Origin of the sequence: Actinomadura sp. NAK00032, from assembly GCF_013364275.1 — a bacterium.
Lineage (GTDB): Bacteria > Actinomycetota > Actinomycetes > Streptosporangiales > Streptosporangiaceae > Spirillospora.
The window spans coordinates 3,368,832-3,383,275 of sequence record NZ_CP054932.1 but is presented as its reverse complement, the minus strand read 5'-3'; the positions used below and the strand labels follow the sequence as shown (position 1 = coordinate 3,383,275).

Here is a 14,444-nt window from a genome sequence, read left to right as displayed (position 1 = left end):
CCGGGGGAGCGCGCGGCGGTCTGATCACCCCGGAGCCGCCGGAGGAAACGCCCCGGCCCTCGGCCGCGGGCGCGGTAGAGCCGGCAGCCGAGACGCCGAACGAAGCGGGCCGCGCCGTTCCGGTGCGGTCAAGGAGGGTGGTACCGCGGGGCCGCGCGCCTCGTCCCTCCGGTCAACGTTTCCACGTCGATCCGGAGGTCCGCCACCGTGAGCCGAGCCTTTCGGCCGCTGCCCGCGCAGGTCGATCTGCCCGCCCTTGAGCGGGACATGCTGCGCCGCTGGCAGGAGAACAAGGTCTTCGAGCGGTCGCTCGAGCGCACCGCTTCCGGCGAGCCCTGGGTGTTCTACGAGGGGCCGCCGACCGCCAACGGCATGCCGGGCGTCCACCACGTCGAGGCCCGCGTGTTCAAGGACGTCTTCCCCCGCTTCAAGACCATGAAGGGCCACCACGTCCCCCGCAAGGCCGGCTGGGACTGCCACGGCCTGCCGGTGGAGGTGGCCGTGGAGAAGGAGCTCGGCCTCACCGGCAAGAAGGACATCGAGGAGTACGGCGTCGCGGAGTTCAACGCCCGCTGCCGCGAATCGGTCCTGCGCCATGTGGACGCGTTCGAAGAGATGACCGAGCGCATGGGGTACTGGGTCAACACCGACCAGGCCTACCGGACGATGGACCCCGAGTACGTCGAGGCCGTCTGGTGGTCGCTGAAGCAGGTGTTCGACAAGGGCCTGCTGTTCCGCGACTTCCGCATCACCCCCTACTGCCCGCGCTGCGGGACGGGCCTGTCCGACCATGAGCTGGGGCAGCCCGGCGGGTACGAGACGGTGTCGAGCCCGTCGGTGTACGTGCGGATGCCCGTCACGTCCGGGCCGCTCGCCGAGCTGGGCGCCGCGCTGCTCATCTGGACGACGACCCCGTGGACCCTGGTGTCCAACACCGCCGTCGCCGTCCACCCCGACGTCACCTACGTCGCGGCCCGCCCGGCCGGGTCGGACGAGGTGCTCGTCGTGGCCGAGCCCCTGGTCGACCAGGTCCTCGGCGAGGGCGCCGAGCGGCTCGCCACCTACCAGGGCACCGAGTTGGAGCGGACGACCTACCAGCGCCCCTTCGACCTCGTCGACATCCCGGACGCGCACTACGTCGTCCTGGGCGACTACGTCACCGTCGAGGACGGCACCGGGCTCGTCCACCAGGCGCCCGCGTTCGGCGGCGACGACATGACCGTCTGCAAGCGGTACGGCATGCCGATCGTCAACCCGATCGGGCCGGACGGCCGCTTCCTGCGGGAGGTGCCCCTCGTCGGCAACAAGTTCTTCAAGGACGCCGACGAGCCGCTCACCGAGGACCTGCGCGCGCGCGGGCTGCTGTTCCGCGGCGGGCACTTCGAGCACAGCTACCCGCACTGCTGGCGCTGCCACACGCCGCTGCTCTACTACGCGCTCCCGGCCTGGTACATCCGCACCACGCAGATCAAGGACCGGCTGCTGGAGGAGAACGAGAAGACCAACTGGTACCCCGAGACGGTCAAGCACGGCCGGTACGGGGAATGGCTGCGCAACAACGTCGACTGGTCGCTGTCGCGGAGCCGCTACTGGGGCACGCCCCTCCCCCTGTGGGTGTGCGGCGACGACGAGGAGCACGTCACCTGTGTCGGGTCGCTCAAGGAACTGGGCGAGCTGGCCGGGCGCGACCTGTCCGCGCTCGACCCGCACCGGCCCTACGTGGACGACGTCGCGTTCCCTTGCCCGCGGTGCGGCACGCAGGCGCGCCGCGTCCCCGACGTCATCGACGCCTGGTACGACTCGGGGTCGATGCCGTTCGCGCAGTGGGGCGCCCCCTACCGCAACAACGACGTCTTCGAGAACGCCTACCCGGCCCAGTACATCTGCGAGGCCCAGGACCAGACCCGCGGCTGGTTCTACTCCCTCATGGCCGTCGGGACGCTGGTGTTCGACCGGTCGTCCTACGAGAACGTCGTGTGCCTCGGGCTGATCCTCGCCGAGGACGGCCGCAAGATGAGCAAGCACCTCGGCAACGTCCTGCGGCCCATCCCGCTGATGGACGAGCACGGCGCGGACGCGGTGCGCTGGTTCATGGCCGCGAGCGGGCTGCCCTGGGCGTCCCGCCGCGTCGGGCACGGCGCCCTGGAGGAGATCGTCCGCAAGGTGCTCCTCACGTACTGGAACACCGCGTCGTTCTTCGTCCTGTACGCCAACGCCGCGCAGGCGCAGGGCCGCGCCTGGACGCCGGACCTGATGCCGGAGGCCCCGGCCCCCGCCGACCGCCCGCTCCTGGACCGCTGGGCGCTCGCCGAGCTGCACCGCACCGTCCGCGAGGTCGACGCCGCGCTGGAGGAGTTCGACACCGCGCGCGCGGGCCGGCGCCTCTCGCAGTTCGTCGACGACCTGTCCAACTGGTACGTGCGGCGGTCGCGGCGGCGCTTCTGGGAGGGCCCGGGGACCCCGGAGGGGGCGGCCGCCTTCGCCACCCTCTACGAGTGCCTGGAGACCCTCACCCGGCTGATGGCGCCGATCGTCCCGTTCATCACCGACCACGTGTGGGACGTCATCCGGCCCGAGGACGGCCCCGAGTCGGTGCACCTGGCCGACTGGCCGGCCGTCGACGAGAGCCTCCTCGACGACGCCCTGACCGCGCAGATGGCGCTCGTCCGGCGGCTGGTGGAGCTCGGCCGCTCCGCGCGGGCCGCGAGCGGCGTCCGGACCCGCCAGCCGCTCGGCCGCGCCCTCGTCGGCGCCGCCGGCTGGTCCGCGCTGCCCGCGCAGCTGCGCGCGCAGATCTCCGAGGAGCTGAACGTCCTCGGGTTCGAGGAGCTGTCCTCCATCGGCGGCGACCTGGTCGAGTACGAGGTGAAGCCGAACTTCCGGGAGCTGGGCAAGCGCTACGCCAAGGACACCCCGAAGGTCGCCAAGGCGATCACCTCCGCCGGCGCCGCCGACCTCGTGCGGGCGCTCCGCGCGGGCACGGCGCGGGTCGAGGCCGCCGATCTCGGCACGGTGCCGCTGGCGGCGGACGACGTGATCGTCACCGAGCGGCCGCGCAGCGGCTGGGCGGTGGAGAGCGCCGCCGGCGAGACCGTCGCGCTCGACCTCACCGTCACGCCCGAGCTGCGCCGCGCGGGCCTGGTGCGGGAGGCCGTCCGGCTCGTCCAGGAGGGCCGCAAGGCCGCCGGGCTGGAGGTCACCGACCGCATCGAGCTGTGGTGGGAGGCGACCGGCACCGACCTCGCGGAGGCGCTGCGCGCGCACTCCGCCGAGGTGGCCGCCGAGGTGCTCGCGACCGCGGTGGCCGAGGGCCGTCCCGCGGACGTCCCGGCGAACCGCGACGAGGAGCTGGGCCTCACCTACTACCTCCGCCGCGCGTGACCGGTGCTCCGCCGCGTCCGGATCCGGGCGCGGCGGAGAACTTTCCGCGATGGGGTTCTTCGCGACACATCGCGTTTGCGATGATGGTCCCGTGAATCTTCCCGAGCAGCCTTCGGGCTCCGAACCTCCGGCCGCCCCGTCCCCCGCGAGCATGCGCGCGTCGGACGCCGACCGCGACGAGGTGGCCGACCGCCTGCGCGAGGCCCTGGCGGAGGGGCGCATCACGCCGGAGGAGCACGCCGAGCGCATCGACGCCGTCTACACGGCCAAGACGTACGCCGAGCTGGCGCCCGTCCTCAGCGACCTGCCCGACGAGCGGCCCCCGCACCCCCGGGTCGACCTGCGCAAGGAGCCCGCGCTCGCGCCGCCTCCGCCGCAGTCGCCCAACCTGGTGGCGGTCTTCGCCGGGGTGGAGCGCAAGGGCCGCTGGCTCGTCGAGCCCACCACCAACGTCTCCTGCGTTTTCGGCGGCGCCGACCTGGACTTCCGGCAGGCGGTCCTCAGCCAGGGCGAGGTCACCGTCAACGTCACCTGCGTCTTCGGCGGCGTCAACATGATCGTCCCGCCGGGGGTGCGGGTGATCGGGTCCAACACCTCCGTCTTCGGCGGCACCGACCTGCCCGAGGACGACACGGCGGACCCGGACGCGCCCGTCATCCGGATCACCGGGATGCTGCTGTTCGGCGGCGTGTCCGTCAGCCGCCGCGCGGTCGGCGAGAAGGGCGGCCGCCGCGACCGGCACCGGGACGCCCACGAGCTGCACCGCAGGCACCACGAGGAGCTGCGGGAGCTGCACCGCGAGCACCGGGACGCCCGCCGGGAGCGGCTGCGCGAACTGCGCGCGGAGCGGCGCCGGGACCGCTGACCCGGCCGCCCGCGGGCCGGTGCGCCGGCCCGCGGGCCGGGGTCAGTCGCGGGCGTGCGCGGCGCGGTCGGGCTGGCAGACCAGGCAGGGCGTGCAGCCGCGCGACTTGGCCTCCGCGCGGGAGAGCGACTCCAGGTCGTCGGCGTCGTCGCCGACGTCCTCGATGAGCGCGCAGTCGACGCGGTGGTAGCGCTTGGTGCCGCTCAGGATGCGGACCTGCGGGCCCTCCCCCGCCGGCTCGCCGGACGACTCGTCCGCATCGGACGGCTCGCCCACGGCGGCCGGCTCCGGCTCGGGGTCGGCCGCGAAGACGTCCCCGGCGGCGGGCTCGTCGGCGGTCTCGTCGTCGGCGTGGCGCGGCTTCGGGGCGGCGGCGTCCGCACCCGTGAAGGGGGCCGAGCCGAGGTCGACGGTGACGTCCGGTGACGCGGACGCGGGCTCAGCGGGCCGCTCCCAGCCGGAGCGTGCCTCCGGCTCCTGCGATGCGGGTTCGCCCTTCTCGGCCGTCTCCGGCGCGCTGGGCGCCTTCGCGGCGGCGGCGAACAGGCCGGCGGCGGGCATGTCGGTCAGGGTCGGACCGGCGGGGCTCCCGGCCGGGGGCTCCGCGGCGGACTCGTCCGCCCGCGGGATCTCGGCCGTCCGGTCGAACGCGCCGGGCTTGTCGAAGGAGCCGGGCTTGTCAGGGGCGCCGGGGTCGGCGAAGGAGACGGGCGTGTCGAACGCCGTGGACGCCGCGGCGGAGGGCGCCGGCTTGGCGAGGCCCGCCAGGCCGCCCTCGGAACGTTCCGCGCCGGGCTCGCGGCCGGCCGCTCCCGCCTTGCCGCCCGGGCCGCCGTCCTTGGCCGGGGACGCGGGCACCGACGCCGCGGCGCGCGCCGCCAGTGCGGTGTCGGGCATGCAGGCGGTGCAGGGGCTGAACCCCTCCTCCTTGGCCTCGGCGTACGTCAGTTCCTCGACGTCGCGCCCGGCGAGCTGCCGGCACGTGTCGAGGTGGTAGCGCTTGCGCCCGCGGACGACGAACACCAGCGCGTCCTCGGGGACGTCGGCGGGCGGGGCGGCCACCTCGGGCACGTCGTCGGACGCGTCCGACGACGGTGCCGGGGACGCGGCCGCCGGGGCGCCGGCGGCGCCCACGGCGCTCTTGGCGGGCGCCGGTACCGGGGGCGCGGGCTTCTTGCGCCTGTCCTTCTTGGCCTTCTTGCTCTGCCGGGCCGGTGCCGCCGAGGCTCCGGAGCCCCACAGCTCCTTGCGCCGCAGGAACACCCCGATGGCCAGGCACAGGGCGGAGATGATGCTGACGGCGATCGATATGTAGATCACCACCAGCGCGTCCAGGCCGAAGACCTGGGCGCTGTCTCCGTTGCCGGCGACGATTCCCGCTACCAGGAGGGCGATCGCCACCACCACGAGAACGCCACTCAGGATGATCACAGGGTCTCTCCCACTCGTTCGGACCGCTCGGCTCCGGGCCGTGCGAGTGACCCGGTCGCCGCCCACGACCGCCCGTCAGCGCCGGGAGGGCGCCCGCCGGGATGGCGCCGCTGCCACCCGGCGCGGGCATCGGGACGACACTATCGCCTGCGGCGGCCGCGTCAGCGCCGTTCGTGCGGCGGGTTGTCGCCGCCCGCGTGGAAAGCGCCGGTCGCCGAGTGCTGCACCTGCTGGCCGTGCTCGGCCGGCTGCGGGAACGTGCCCGGCGCGGGCGAGGGGCCGCCGGCGGCGCCGTTGCGGTTCTCGGGGTGCGGCAGGCCGGGCTGCGGGCCGGTCTGCGGACCCTGCGGGGCGCTCTGCGGCGACTGGACCGGGGCCGCGCCCGGGACGGCGGCGAACGCGCCGGTCTCGGTGCTGCCCGCCTCCAGGTCCCGGAGCTGGCCCTCCAGGTACACCTTCAGGCGGCTGCGGTACTCGCGCTCGAACGCGCGCAGGTTGTCGACCTCGCGCTCGAGCTCCTCGCGCTGCTGCACGAGCGAGCCCATGACCTGGCGGTGCCGCTCCTGCGCGTCGCGGTCGAGGGCCTCGGCGCGGGACCGGGCCTCGCTGACGATCTGGTCGGCCTGCCGGCGGGCCTTGCCGAGGATCTCCTCGGCCTCGCGGCGGGCGCGGCCGAGCGTCTCGTCGGCCTCCCGGCGGGCGTCGGCGATCGCCTGGTCGGCGGTCTGCTGCGCGAGCGCGAGGACGCGGGCCGCGGTGTCCATGTTGTCCTCGCCGGTGGGGGCGGCGGACATGCCGAGGCCGCCGAGCACGGGCTCCGGCTCGGGCTGCGGCTGCGGCTCCGGGCGGGGCGGCTCGGGGATCTTCTGAACGTCCGGCTTCGGCTCCACGATGGGGGCGGCCATGGCGGGGACCTTGCCGCGCAGGCACTCGGCCAGCTTGGCCCGCAGCTCCTCGTTCTCCTGGATGAGGCGGTCGAGCTCGGCCTCGACCTCGTCGAGGAAGGCGTCCACCTCCTCCTCGTCGTACCCCGGCCTCAGCCTGGTGGTACTGAACTGCTTGTTCCGCACGTCGGCGGGTGTCAGCGGCATGTTCTCGTCTCCTTGGCGCGCTTGGAGTCTGTCCCTGAAGGACGGTATCCGATCGATCTAGGGACCGCCGAATACGGAGCCAACGACCATGATCAGGATCCAGACCACAAGGATGAGCACGGTGAAGCTGAGGTCCAGTGCAACGTTACCCAGACGGACGGGCGGGATGAAACGCCTCAGCAGCTTCAAGGGCGGATCGGTGATGGTGTAGGTCGCCTCGGCGATCACCAGCACCACCCCGGAGGGCTTCCATTGGCGGGCGAACGACTGAAGGACCTCCAGCACCAGCCTCCCGATCAGGAAGAGGAGGAAGAGGTACAGGAGGTACGTCAGCACCTGTCCAGCGATGTTCACGGATACTCTCGCATGTGGCTCTCAGCTCTGGTTGAAGAACCCACGTTCTGCCATCCGGGCCTTGTCCTCCGCCGTCACCTCCACGTTGGCGGGCGACAGGAGGAACACCTTGTTCGTAACACGCTCGATGCTCCCGTGCAGGCCGAACACGAGACCCGCCGCGAAGTCGACCAGACGCTTGGCGTCGCTGTCGACCATCTCGGTCAGATTCATGATCACCGGTGTGCCCTCTCGGAAGTGCTCCCCGATGGTCCTTGCCTCGTTGTAGGTCCTTGGATGCAGAGTAGTGATACGAGCGAGGTCGGTGGTACCGGACTCGTAGAGCGCCACGGAGCGTCGCTCTAGCGTCGACGTGGAGTGATGGTCGCGATCCCGGTCCGCGGTCTCTTCCGCTCGGGTAAGCTGACCGCCGGATTCGTCCTCACGGCGACGGGTCTGACCGGGGTCGGTCTCGTCGTCGTAGACCTCGTACTCGTCGTAGTCGCCGTACTTGTCGTCGTAACGGTCGTCCTCCACAAGGCCGAGGTAGACCGCCATCTTGCGCATCGCGCTGGCCATACGCCCCTCCGTGTCCTGTGGCCGCGGCGCCGGGCGCGTCCGGCGCCGTCGTTGGACTGCTCCGTCGTGGCGACCCGCGTACCGCCAGGTACCACTGGGGGGACATTACCTGACGATTGCCCGTCGGCCGCCGAGCAACGCCGTACCGATCCGCAGGTGTGTCGCGCCGCACGCGATCGCCTGCTCCAGATCGCCGCTCATACCCGCACTGACGATCCGGGCGTCCGGATGGTTCCTTCGCATCTCCGCCGCGACCTCCGCGAGCCGGGCGAATGCGGGCAGCGGGTCGACGCCGAGCGGCGCGACCGCCATCACTCCGCCGAGCCGCAGGCCGGGCGCCCCGGCGATCGCGTCGGCCAGCTCCGGCACGGCGCCGGGCGCCGCGCCGCCCCGCTCGCCGCGCGCCGCCTCCTCGTCCAGCGACACCTGGATCAGGCAGCGCGGCGTCCGCCCGGCCCGGACGGCGGCGTCCGACAGCGCGGCGGCCAGCCTCGGCCGGTCCACTGAGTGGACGACGTCGGCGTAGCCGGCGACCGCGCGGGCCTTGTTGGTCTGCACCCGGCCGACGAAGTGCCAGGTGAGCGGGAGGTCGGCGCATTCGGCCGCCTTGGGGCGGGCCTCCTGGTCGCGGTTCTCGCCGACCTCGGTGAGGCCGAGTCCGGCCAGCAGCCGCACGTCGGAGGCGGGGAAGTTCTTGGTCACCGCGATCAGCGTGACCTCGCGCTCGTCCCGGCCGGCGGCGGCGCAGGCCGCCGCGATCCGGGCGCGGACCTCGGCGAGGCCGGCGGCGAGTTCCGCGCGGCGCCGCTCCGGGGTGAGATCGGTCTCGCCGGTCACGCGCCGTCCTTGAGCCAGACATATCCCGCGAAGCGGCCGGTCCGGCCGTCGCGGCGGTAGGAGAACAGGCCCGCGTCCTCGATGGTGCAGCGCGGGTCGGCGGCGACCTCGGCCACCCCGGCGGAGGCGAGCTGCGCGGCGATGCCGGCGCGGATGTCCAGCCCGGGCGTCCCCTGGGACGTCACGGCGTGCGCGGCGGGCACGACGGCGGCGACCTCGTCCCGCATCTCGGCGGGCACCTCGTAGCAGCGGCCGCACGCGGCGGGCCCGATCGCGGCGGCCATCCGGGCCGGGTCGGCGCCCCGCTCGCACATCGCCTTCACCAGCGCCGGGACGACCCCGGCGGCCGTGCCGGGGCGGCCGGAGTGGGCGGCGCCGACGACGCCGGCGACCGGGTCGGCCAGCAGGACGGGCGCGCAGTCGGCGACGAGGACGGCGAGAGCGAGGCCCGGGACGGTCGTCACGACGGCGTCGACGGGGCCGGGGGTCTCGGGGGAGGTGACGAACGCGACGTCCGCGCCGTGCACCTGCCGCATGTAGACGGTGCGGCCGGGGTCGGCGCCGAGCGCCTCGGCGGCGCGCCGCCGGTTGCCGCGCACGGCGGCCGGGTCGTCGCCGACCGCGCCGCCGAGGTTCAGGGAGTCGTAGGGGGGCCTGCTCGCGCCGCCGGCGCGGCCGGTGAAGCCGGCGCCGACGCCGTCGCCCAGGGCGACGGGGGTGATCACTTCAGGAAGTCGGGCACGTCGAGGTCGTCGTCCTCGTCGAACACGACGGGACGGCGGCGCTGCCCGGAGGAGGCGGGGCCGCCGTCGTTCTCTCCCGCGTGCACCCGGGAGGAGGCCGGCTCGGTGGGCTGGCGCGGCGCCGGGGCGCGCGACCCGGCGGACTCGCCGGCGTCCCGGTCGCCCGGCGGCCCGGCCGAGGTGCTCTCGGGCCGGGCGGGCTCGTCGCGGTCGCCGCGGCCGGCGGCCCGGTCGTCGTGGGCCGGCGCGGGCGGCTGCGCGCGGTCGCTCTCGGCGCGCGGCGGCGCGGCCGGGGCCGGCGGCGCCGCGGCGGGCGGGTGCGGCGCGGCGGCGGCCTGCGCCACCGACGGCTGCGCCGGCGCGCCGGCCTGGTGGCCGCTCACCGGCTCCGAGCGCCCGACCCGGCTGGGGATCGGGTTGGCCGGGGCGGCGGGCGGCGCGGACGCCGGCGGCGGCACCGGGCGGGGCGGGGGCGGGGGCAGCCGCTTGCTCTCCGGCTCGGGAGCCGGCTTGGCAGGGCGCCCCTCGTCAAAACCCGCCGCGATCACCGTGACCCGGACCTCGTCGCCGAGCGCGTCGTCGATGACCGCGCCGAAGATGATGTTGGCGTCCGGGGCGGCCGCGTTCGACACCAGCTGCGCGGCCTCGTTGATCTCGAACAGGCCGAGGTCGGAGCCGCCGGAGATGGACAGCAGCACGCCGTGCGCGCCGTCGATGCTGGCCTCCAGCAGCGGGCTGGAGATCGCCATCTCGGCGGCGGCGACGCTGCGGTCGTCGCCGCGCGCGGAGCCGATCCCCATCAGCGCCGAGCCGGCGCCGGACATCACGGACTTGACGTCGGCGAAGTCGAGGTTGATCAGGCCCGGCGTGGTGATGAGGTCGGTGATGCCCTGGACACCGGACAGCAGCACCTGGTCGGCGGCCTTGAAGGCGTCCAGCACGCTGACCTGCCGGTCGGAGATCGACAGCAGCCGGTCGTTGGGGATGACGATGAGGGTGTCGACCTCGTCGCGCAGCGTCTCTATGCCGGCCTCGGCCTGCATGGCGCGGCGCTTGCCCTCGAAGCTGAACGGGCGGGTCACCACCCCGATGGTGAGCGCGCCGAGCGAGCGGGCGATGTTGGCGACGACGGGCGCGCCGCCGGTGCCGGTGCCGCCGCCCTCCCCGGCGGTGACGAACACCATGTCGGCGCCCTTGAGGACCTCCTCGATCTCCTCCCGGTGGTCCTCGGCGGCCTTGCGGCCCACGTCCGGGTTGGCCCCGGCGCCGAGGCCGCGGGTGAGCTCGCGGCCCACGTCCAGTTTCACGTCGGCGTCACTCATCAGCAGCGCCTGGGCGTCCGTGTTGATCGCGATGAACTCGACGCCCTTGAGACCCTCTTCGATCATCCGGTTGACGGCGTTGACGCCGCCGCCGCCGATGCCGACGACCTTGATGACCGCGAGGTAGTTCTGCGGTGCTGCCACGACGAGGGGCCTTTCCGCTCTCTTCGACCGCCCAGACCGGCCTGCCGACCGTGCCGCCGCGGTGTTCCGACCTGTGCACTGGGGGCGGGGCCGAAACCCTCACCCTCAACTTGAGGCTTACACTTATGTCAACCTGAAGACTGATACGGACAGTAGGGCGGCCTTACCGCCAGGGTCAACTAACCTCCCCCGAACTCCACCGGCGTGTCGCGGCTGGCATGGGTTTGCCCAGGTTGTCGTCAGGCCTCCGCCCGCCGCACCGCCCGCTGCACCGCCCGCGCGCATCGGCGTCCCCCCTCCTCGTCCGCATCGGTCCGGCATGACCGTTCCAGCGTGCCCGATCGGGCGGCGGGAATCGCCGCGACACACGCACCCGGCCCACTTCGGGGCCTCACTTCGTCTTCAGGACCTCGGGCGAGCTGATGTCGATGGTGCGGATCGCGCGGCCGGACGCGGTGCGCCGCACGGCGTCCAGCAGCCTGACCTTCTCCTCCGCCCGCTCGGCGGCGCCCCACACGACCGTCTGCCCGTCCGCCATGTGCAGCGTGACGGCCTCCGGCCCGGTGGCCTCCACCTCGGCCACCGCGCGGCCCAGCCGCTCCGGCAGGCCGGTCAGCACCGCGAGCGCCGCGCCGGTCGTCCGGTCCGACGGTCCCGGCGAGGCCACCGTCAGCACGGGCAGCCCGGACGGGCGCGACTCCCGGTCGGCCACCGTGACGCCGTGCCGGTCGAGCAGGTGGTAGCGCCCGTCGCGGCCGAAGACCGCCACCGGCGCGCGCTCCCGCACGACGATCCGGACCGTGCCCGGCCAGTGCCGCTCGATCCGGGCCGACTCCACCTCGCGGAGCCGCTCGACGCGCTCGGCGACCGCGCCGGTGCGCAGCCGCGCCATCGGCGTGCCGAGGTCGATCGCGGCGGCGGCGACGATCCGGTCGCGCGGCGCCAGCCCGGCGCCCGTGACCTCGACGTGCCGCACCACCAGCAGCCGGGACCCGAGCAGCACCCAGGTCACCAGGCCGAGCGCGCCGACGACCAGCAGCGTGACGAAGATCGCCTTCCACCGGTTCGGCCGGCCGCGGCCCTCCCCCGCCGCGCCGGGATCCTCCCCCGGGACGGCGTGCCGGCCGGTCCGTACCTCGGTCATGACCCAAGCTTGGCAGTTCTCCCCCCGCGCGCCGCCGACCGCGCGGCCGGCGGCGTGTCACCCGCCGAGGCGCTCCAGGACGAGCGGCCCGAGCTGCGTCACGTCCCCGGCGCCGAGCGTGATGACGACGTCGCCGGGCCGGGCCAGGGACGCCGCGATGCCGGGCACCTCGTCCCGGACGGGTGCGTACACGGTCTCGGTGCCGGCCGGGACGGCGTCCGCGATGAGCGCGCCGGTCACCCCGGGCTCCGGGTCCTCGCGGGCGCCGTACACGTCGAGCACCACCGCGACGTCGGCGCGGCCGAGCGCCGCGCCGAACTCGGCGGCGAAGAACCGGGTGCGGCTGTACAGGTGCGGCTGGAACACCGCGACGATGCGGCCGCCCTCGCCCTTCTCCCCCAGGTAGTCGCGGGTGGCCTCCAGGTCGGCGGTCAGCTCGGTGGGGTGGTGGGCGTAGCTGTCGAACACCTCGACGCCGCCCGCCGCGCCCTTGCGCTCCAGCCGCCGCATCGCGCCGCCGAACGCGGCGAGGCCCGCCCGCACCGGCGCGTCGTCCAGCCCGAGCGCCCGCGCGACCGCGATGACGGCGGTGGCGTTGAGCGCGTTGTGCCGGCCGGGCACGCCCAGCGCGACCTCGCCGGCGCCCTCGATCTCGAACCGGGAGCCGAGGCCGCGCGGCGTGAAACCGGTCACCCGCAGGTCGGCGCCCTCGGCCTCGCCGTAGGTGCGGACGGTCAGCCCGCGCGCCCGCGCGAGCGCGGCCAGTTCCATCGCGACCGGGTCGTCGGCGCCCGCGACGAGCGTCCCGCCCGGCTCGACCCGGTCGACGAACCGGGCGAAGTTCTCCTTCACCTTCTCGAAGCCGCCGTAGTTGTCGAGGTGGTCGGCCTCGACGTTGGTGACGACCGCGATGTGCGGGGTGTACATGAGGAACGAGCCGTCGCTCTCGTCGGCCTCGGCGACGAACACGTCGCCGGTGCCCTCGTCGGCGCCGAGGCCCGTGGTGACCAGCTGCCCGCCGATGCAGTAGGACGGGTCGGCGCCCGCGTGCTGGAGCGCGACCGTCAGCATCGACGTCGTGGTGGTCTTGCCGTGCGTCCCGGCGACCGCGACGGCGCGCCGCCCGGCCATCAGGGACGCGAGCGCCGCGGACCGGTGCAGGACGCGCAGCCCCCGCGCGCGGGCGGCGACCAGCTCGGGGTTGGACTCCCGGATCGCCGTGGAGACCACCACCGTGTCGGCCTCGCCGACGTGCGCCTCGTCGTGCCCGACGAACACCTTGGCGCCGAGGTCGCCGAGCTGGCCGAGCAGTTCGGAGTCGCGGGCGTCGCTGCCGGACACCGCCATCCCCCGGCGCAGCATGATGCGGGCGATGCCGGACATCCCGGCGCCCCCGATGGCGATGAAGTGGACCCGGCCGAGCTCGCCGGCCGGCACCACCGCGCTCGGGTCGATCAGGCTCATCGCGCGGCGCCCGCCGCGCGGACCACGTCGTACACCATGCGGGCGAGCGCGACGTCGGCGTCCCGGCGGCCCATCCGGCCGGCGGCCTCCGACATGTGCGCGACCCGGGCCGGGTCGGCCAGCACCGGCAGCAGGTGCGCGGCGATCCAGTCGGGCGACAGCTCGGCGTTGTCGACCAGCATGCCGCCGCCCGCCGCGACGATCGGCTCGGCGTTCAGGCGCTGCTCGCCGTTGCCGATCGGCAGCGGCACGTACACCGCGGGCAGCGCGACGGCGGCCAGCTCGGCGCAGGTCATCGCGCCCGCCCGGCACATCGCCATGTCGGCGGCGGCGTAGGCGAGGTCCATCCGGTCGCAGTAGGGGATCGTGACGTACTGCGGGCCGCCGGACGCGGGCTCGGGCTCCTCGGTGTTCTTCGGCCCGACGATGTGCAGCACCTGGATGCCGGCCTGCCGGAAGTACGGCGCGGCGGCCACCGCGGCCTGGTTCAGCGAGCGGGCGCCCTGCGAGCCGCCGAAGATCAGCAGCGTGGGCAGGTCGGGCAGCAGCCCGAAGTAGGAGCGGGCCTTGTCGCCCATCGCGAGCCGGTCGAGGGTGGCGATCTCGCGGCGCAGCGGGATCCCGACGAACGTCGGGTTCGGCAGCGGCGAGTCGGCGTGCGAGACGGCGACGTGCTCGGTGAAGCGGGCGCCGAGCTTGTTGGCGAGGCCGGGCTTGGGGTTGGCCTCGTGCACGATGATCGGCACCTTGCGCTTGCGGGCCGCGAGGTAGCCGGGCGTGGCGACGTAGCCGCCGAAGCCGACCAGGATGTCGGCCTGGGCCTGGTCCAGGACGGCCGCCGCGGCGTTGATCGCGCCGCGCAGCCGGCCGGGCACCGACAGCAGCTGCGGGGTCAGCGTGCGCGGCAGCGGCACCGGCGGGATCAGCGCGAGCTCGTACCCCCGCTGCGGGACCAGGCGGGTCTCCAGCCCCCGCTCGGTCCCGAGGCAGACGATCCCGGTGTTCGGGTCGTTGCGGCGCAGCGCGTCGGCGAGGGCCAGGGCGGGCTCGATGTGTCCGGCGGTGCCCCCGCCGGCCAGGACAACCCTCATGCTCGTTGACAACTCCTCA

General features: G+C 74.4%; 12 protein-coding genes. 2 read left to right on the top strand and 10 right to left on the bottom strand.

Annotated elements, in window-relative coordinates; all coding sequences use genetic code 11:
- The first annotated feature begins 207 nt into the window (after nt 1-207).
- The gene (ileS, locus tag HUT06_RS15845; protein ID WP_176196437.1) at nt 208-3,381 is read left to right on the top strand and encodes an isoleucine--tRNA ligase; all 3,174 of its coding nucleotides are present in this window, start codon (nt 208-210) and stop codon (nt 3,379-3,381) included.
- Between the two features lie 91 nt (nt 3,382-3,472).
- Nucleotides 3,473-4,246 (top strand): DUF1707 domain-containing protein, encoded by a 774-nt coding sequence (locus HUT06_RS15840; protein WP_368406971.1) that lies wholly within the window; start codon nt 3,473-3,475, stop codon nt 4,244-4,246.
- Between the two features lie 42 nt (nt 4,247-4,288).
- On the opposite strand, the gene HUT06_RS15835 is transcribed toward HUT06_RS15840, so the two are convergent.
- The 10 genes from HUT06_RS15835 to murG all read right to left on the bottom strand — a co-directional run bounded on the left by HUT06_RS15835 (nt 4,289) and on the right by murG (nt 14,425).
- Nucleotides 4,289-5,677, bottom strand: coding sequence for a hypothetical protein (locus HUT06_RS15835; protein WP_176196436.1), 1,389 nt, complete (start codon nt 5,675-5,677; stop codon nt 4,289-4,291).
- A 161-nt stretch (nt 5,678-5,838) separates the two neighbouring features.
- Nucleotides 5,839-6,768 carry a DivIVA domain-containing protein gene (locus tag HUT06_RS15830; RefSeq protein WP_176196435.1) on the bottom strand — a complete coding sequence of 310 codons (930 nt, stop codon included), beginning with the start codon at nt 6,766-6,768 and terminating at the stop codon, nt 5,839-5,841.
- Between the two features lie 57 nt (nt 6,769-6,825).
- The gene (locus HUT06_RS15825) at nt 6,826-7,122 is read right to left on the bottom strand and encodes a YggT family protein (RefSeq protein ID WP_176196434.1); all 297 of its coding nucleotides are present in this window, start codon (nt 7,120-7,122) and stop codon (nt 6,826-6,828) included.
- A gap of 21 nt (nt 7,123-7,143) precedes the next feature.
- Complete coding sequence (locus HUT06_RS15820; protein WP_138641857.1) at nt 7,144-7,680, bottom strand: cell division protein SepF; 537 nt, start codon at nt 7,678-7,680, stop codon at nt 7,144-7,146.
- A gap of 105 nt (nt 7,681-7,785) precedes the next feature.
- Complete coding sequence (locus HUT06_RS15815; protein ID WP_217711311.1) at nt 7,786-8,517, bottom strand: YggS family pyridoxal phosphate-dependent enzyme; 732 nt, start codon at nt 8,515-8,517, stop codon at nt 7,786-7,788.
- Nucleotides 8,514-9,242: a peptidoglycan editing factor PgeF gene (gene pgeF / locus HUT06_RS15810; protein ID WP_176196433.1), complete on the bottom strand. Its 729-nt coding sequence runs from the start codon at nt 9,240-9,242 to the stop codon at nt 8,514-8,516. The genes HUT06_RS15815 and pgeF overlap by 4 nt, the downstream gene beginning before the upstream one ends.
- Nucleotides 9,239-10,726 (bottom strand): cell division protein FtsZ, encoded by a 1,488-nt coding sequence (gene ftsZ / locus HUT06_RS15805; protein WP_176196432.1) that lies wholly within the window; start codon nt 10,724-10,726, stop codon nt 9,239-9,241. The genes pgeF and ftsZ overlap by 4 nt, the downstream gene beginning before the upstream one ends.
- A 391-nt stretch (nt 10,727-11,117) precedes the next feature.
- A complete protein-coding gene (locus tag HUT06_RS15800; RefSeq protein WP_176196431.1) occupies nt 11,118-11,870 on the bottom strand; it encodes a cell division protein FtsQ/DivIB in 753 nt (250 codons plus the stop codon).
- A 57-nt stretch (nt 11,871-11,927) separates the two neighbouring features.
- Entirely contained in the window at nt 11,928-13,334 is a 1,407-nt protein-coding gene (murC, locus tag HUT06_RS15795; RefSeq protein ID WP_176196430.1) for a UDP-N-acetylmuramate--L-alanine ligase, read from the bottom strand.
- Nucleotides 13,331-14,425: an undecaprenyldiphospho-muramoylpentapeptide beta-N-acetylglucosaminyltransferase gene (gene murG / locus HUT06_RS15790; RefSeq protein WP_138637705.1), complete on the bottom strand. Its 1,095-nt coding sequence runs from the start codon at nt 14,423-14,425 to the stop codon at nt 13,331-13,333. Before murG ends, murC begins: the two co-directional genes overlap by 4 nt.
- Nucleotides 14,426-14,444 lie beyond the last annotated feature (19 nt).

Coding starts and splice junctions, on each gene's coding strand:
- HUT06_RS15830 (WP_176196435.1), bottom strand. CDS start 6,768: ATGCCGCTGACACCCGCCGACGTGCGGAACAAGCAGTTCAGTACCACC.
- HUT06_RS15820 (WP_138641857.1), bottom strand. CDS start 7,680: ATGGCCAGCGCGATGCGCAAGATGGCGGTCTACCTCGGCCTTGTGGAG.
- HUT06_RS15800 (WP_176196431.1), bottom strand. CDS start 11,870: ATGACCGAGGTACGGACCGGCCGGCACGCCGTCCCGGGGGAGGATCCC.
- murC (WP_176196430.1), bottom strand. CDS start 13,334: ATGAGCCTGATCGACCCGAGCGCGGTGGTGCCGGCCGGCGAGCTCGGC.
- murG (WP_138637705.1), bottom strand. CDS start 14,425: ATGAGGGTTGTCCTGGCCGGCGGGGGCACCGCCGGACACATCGAGCCC.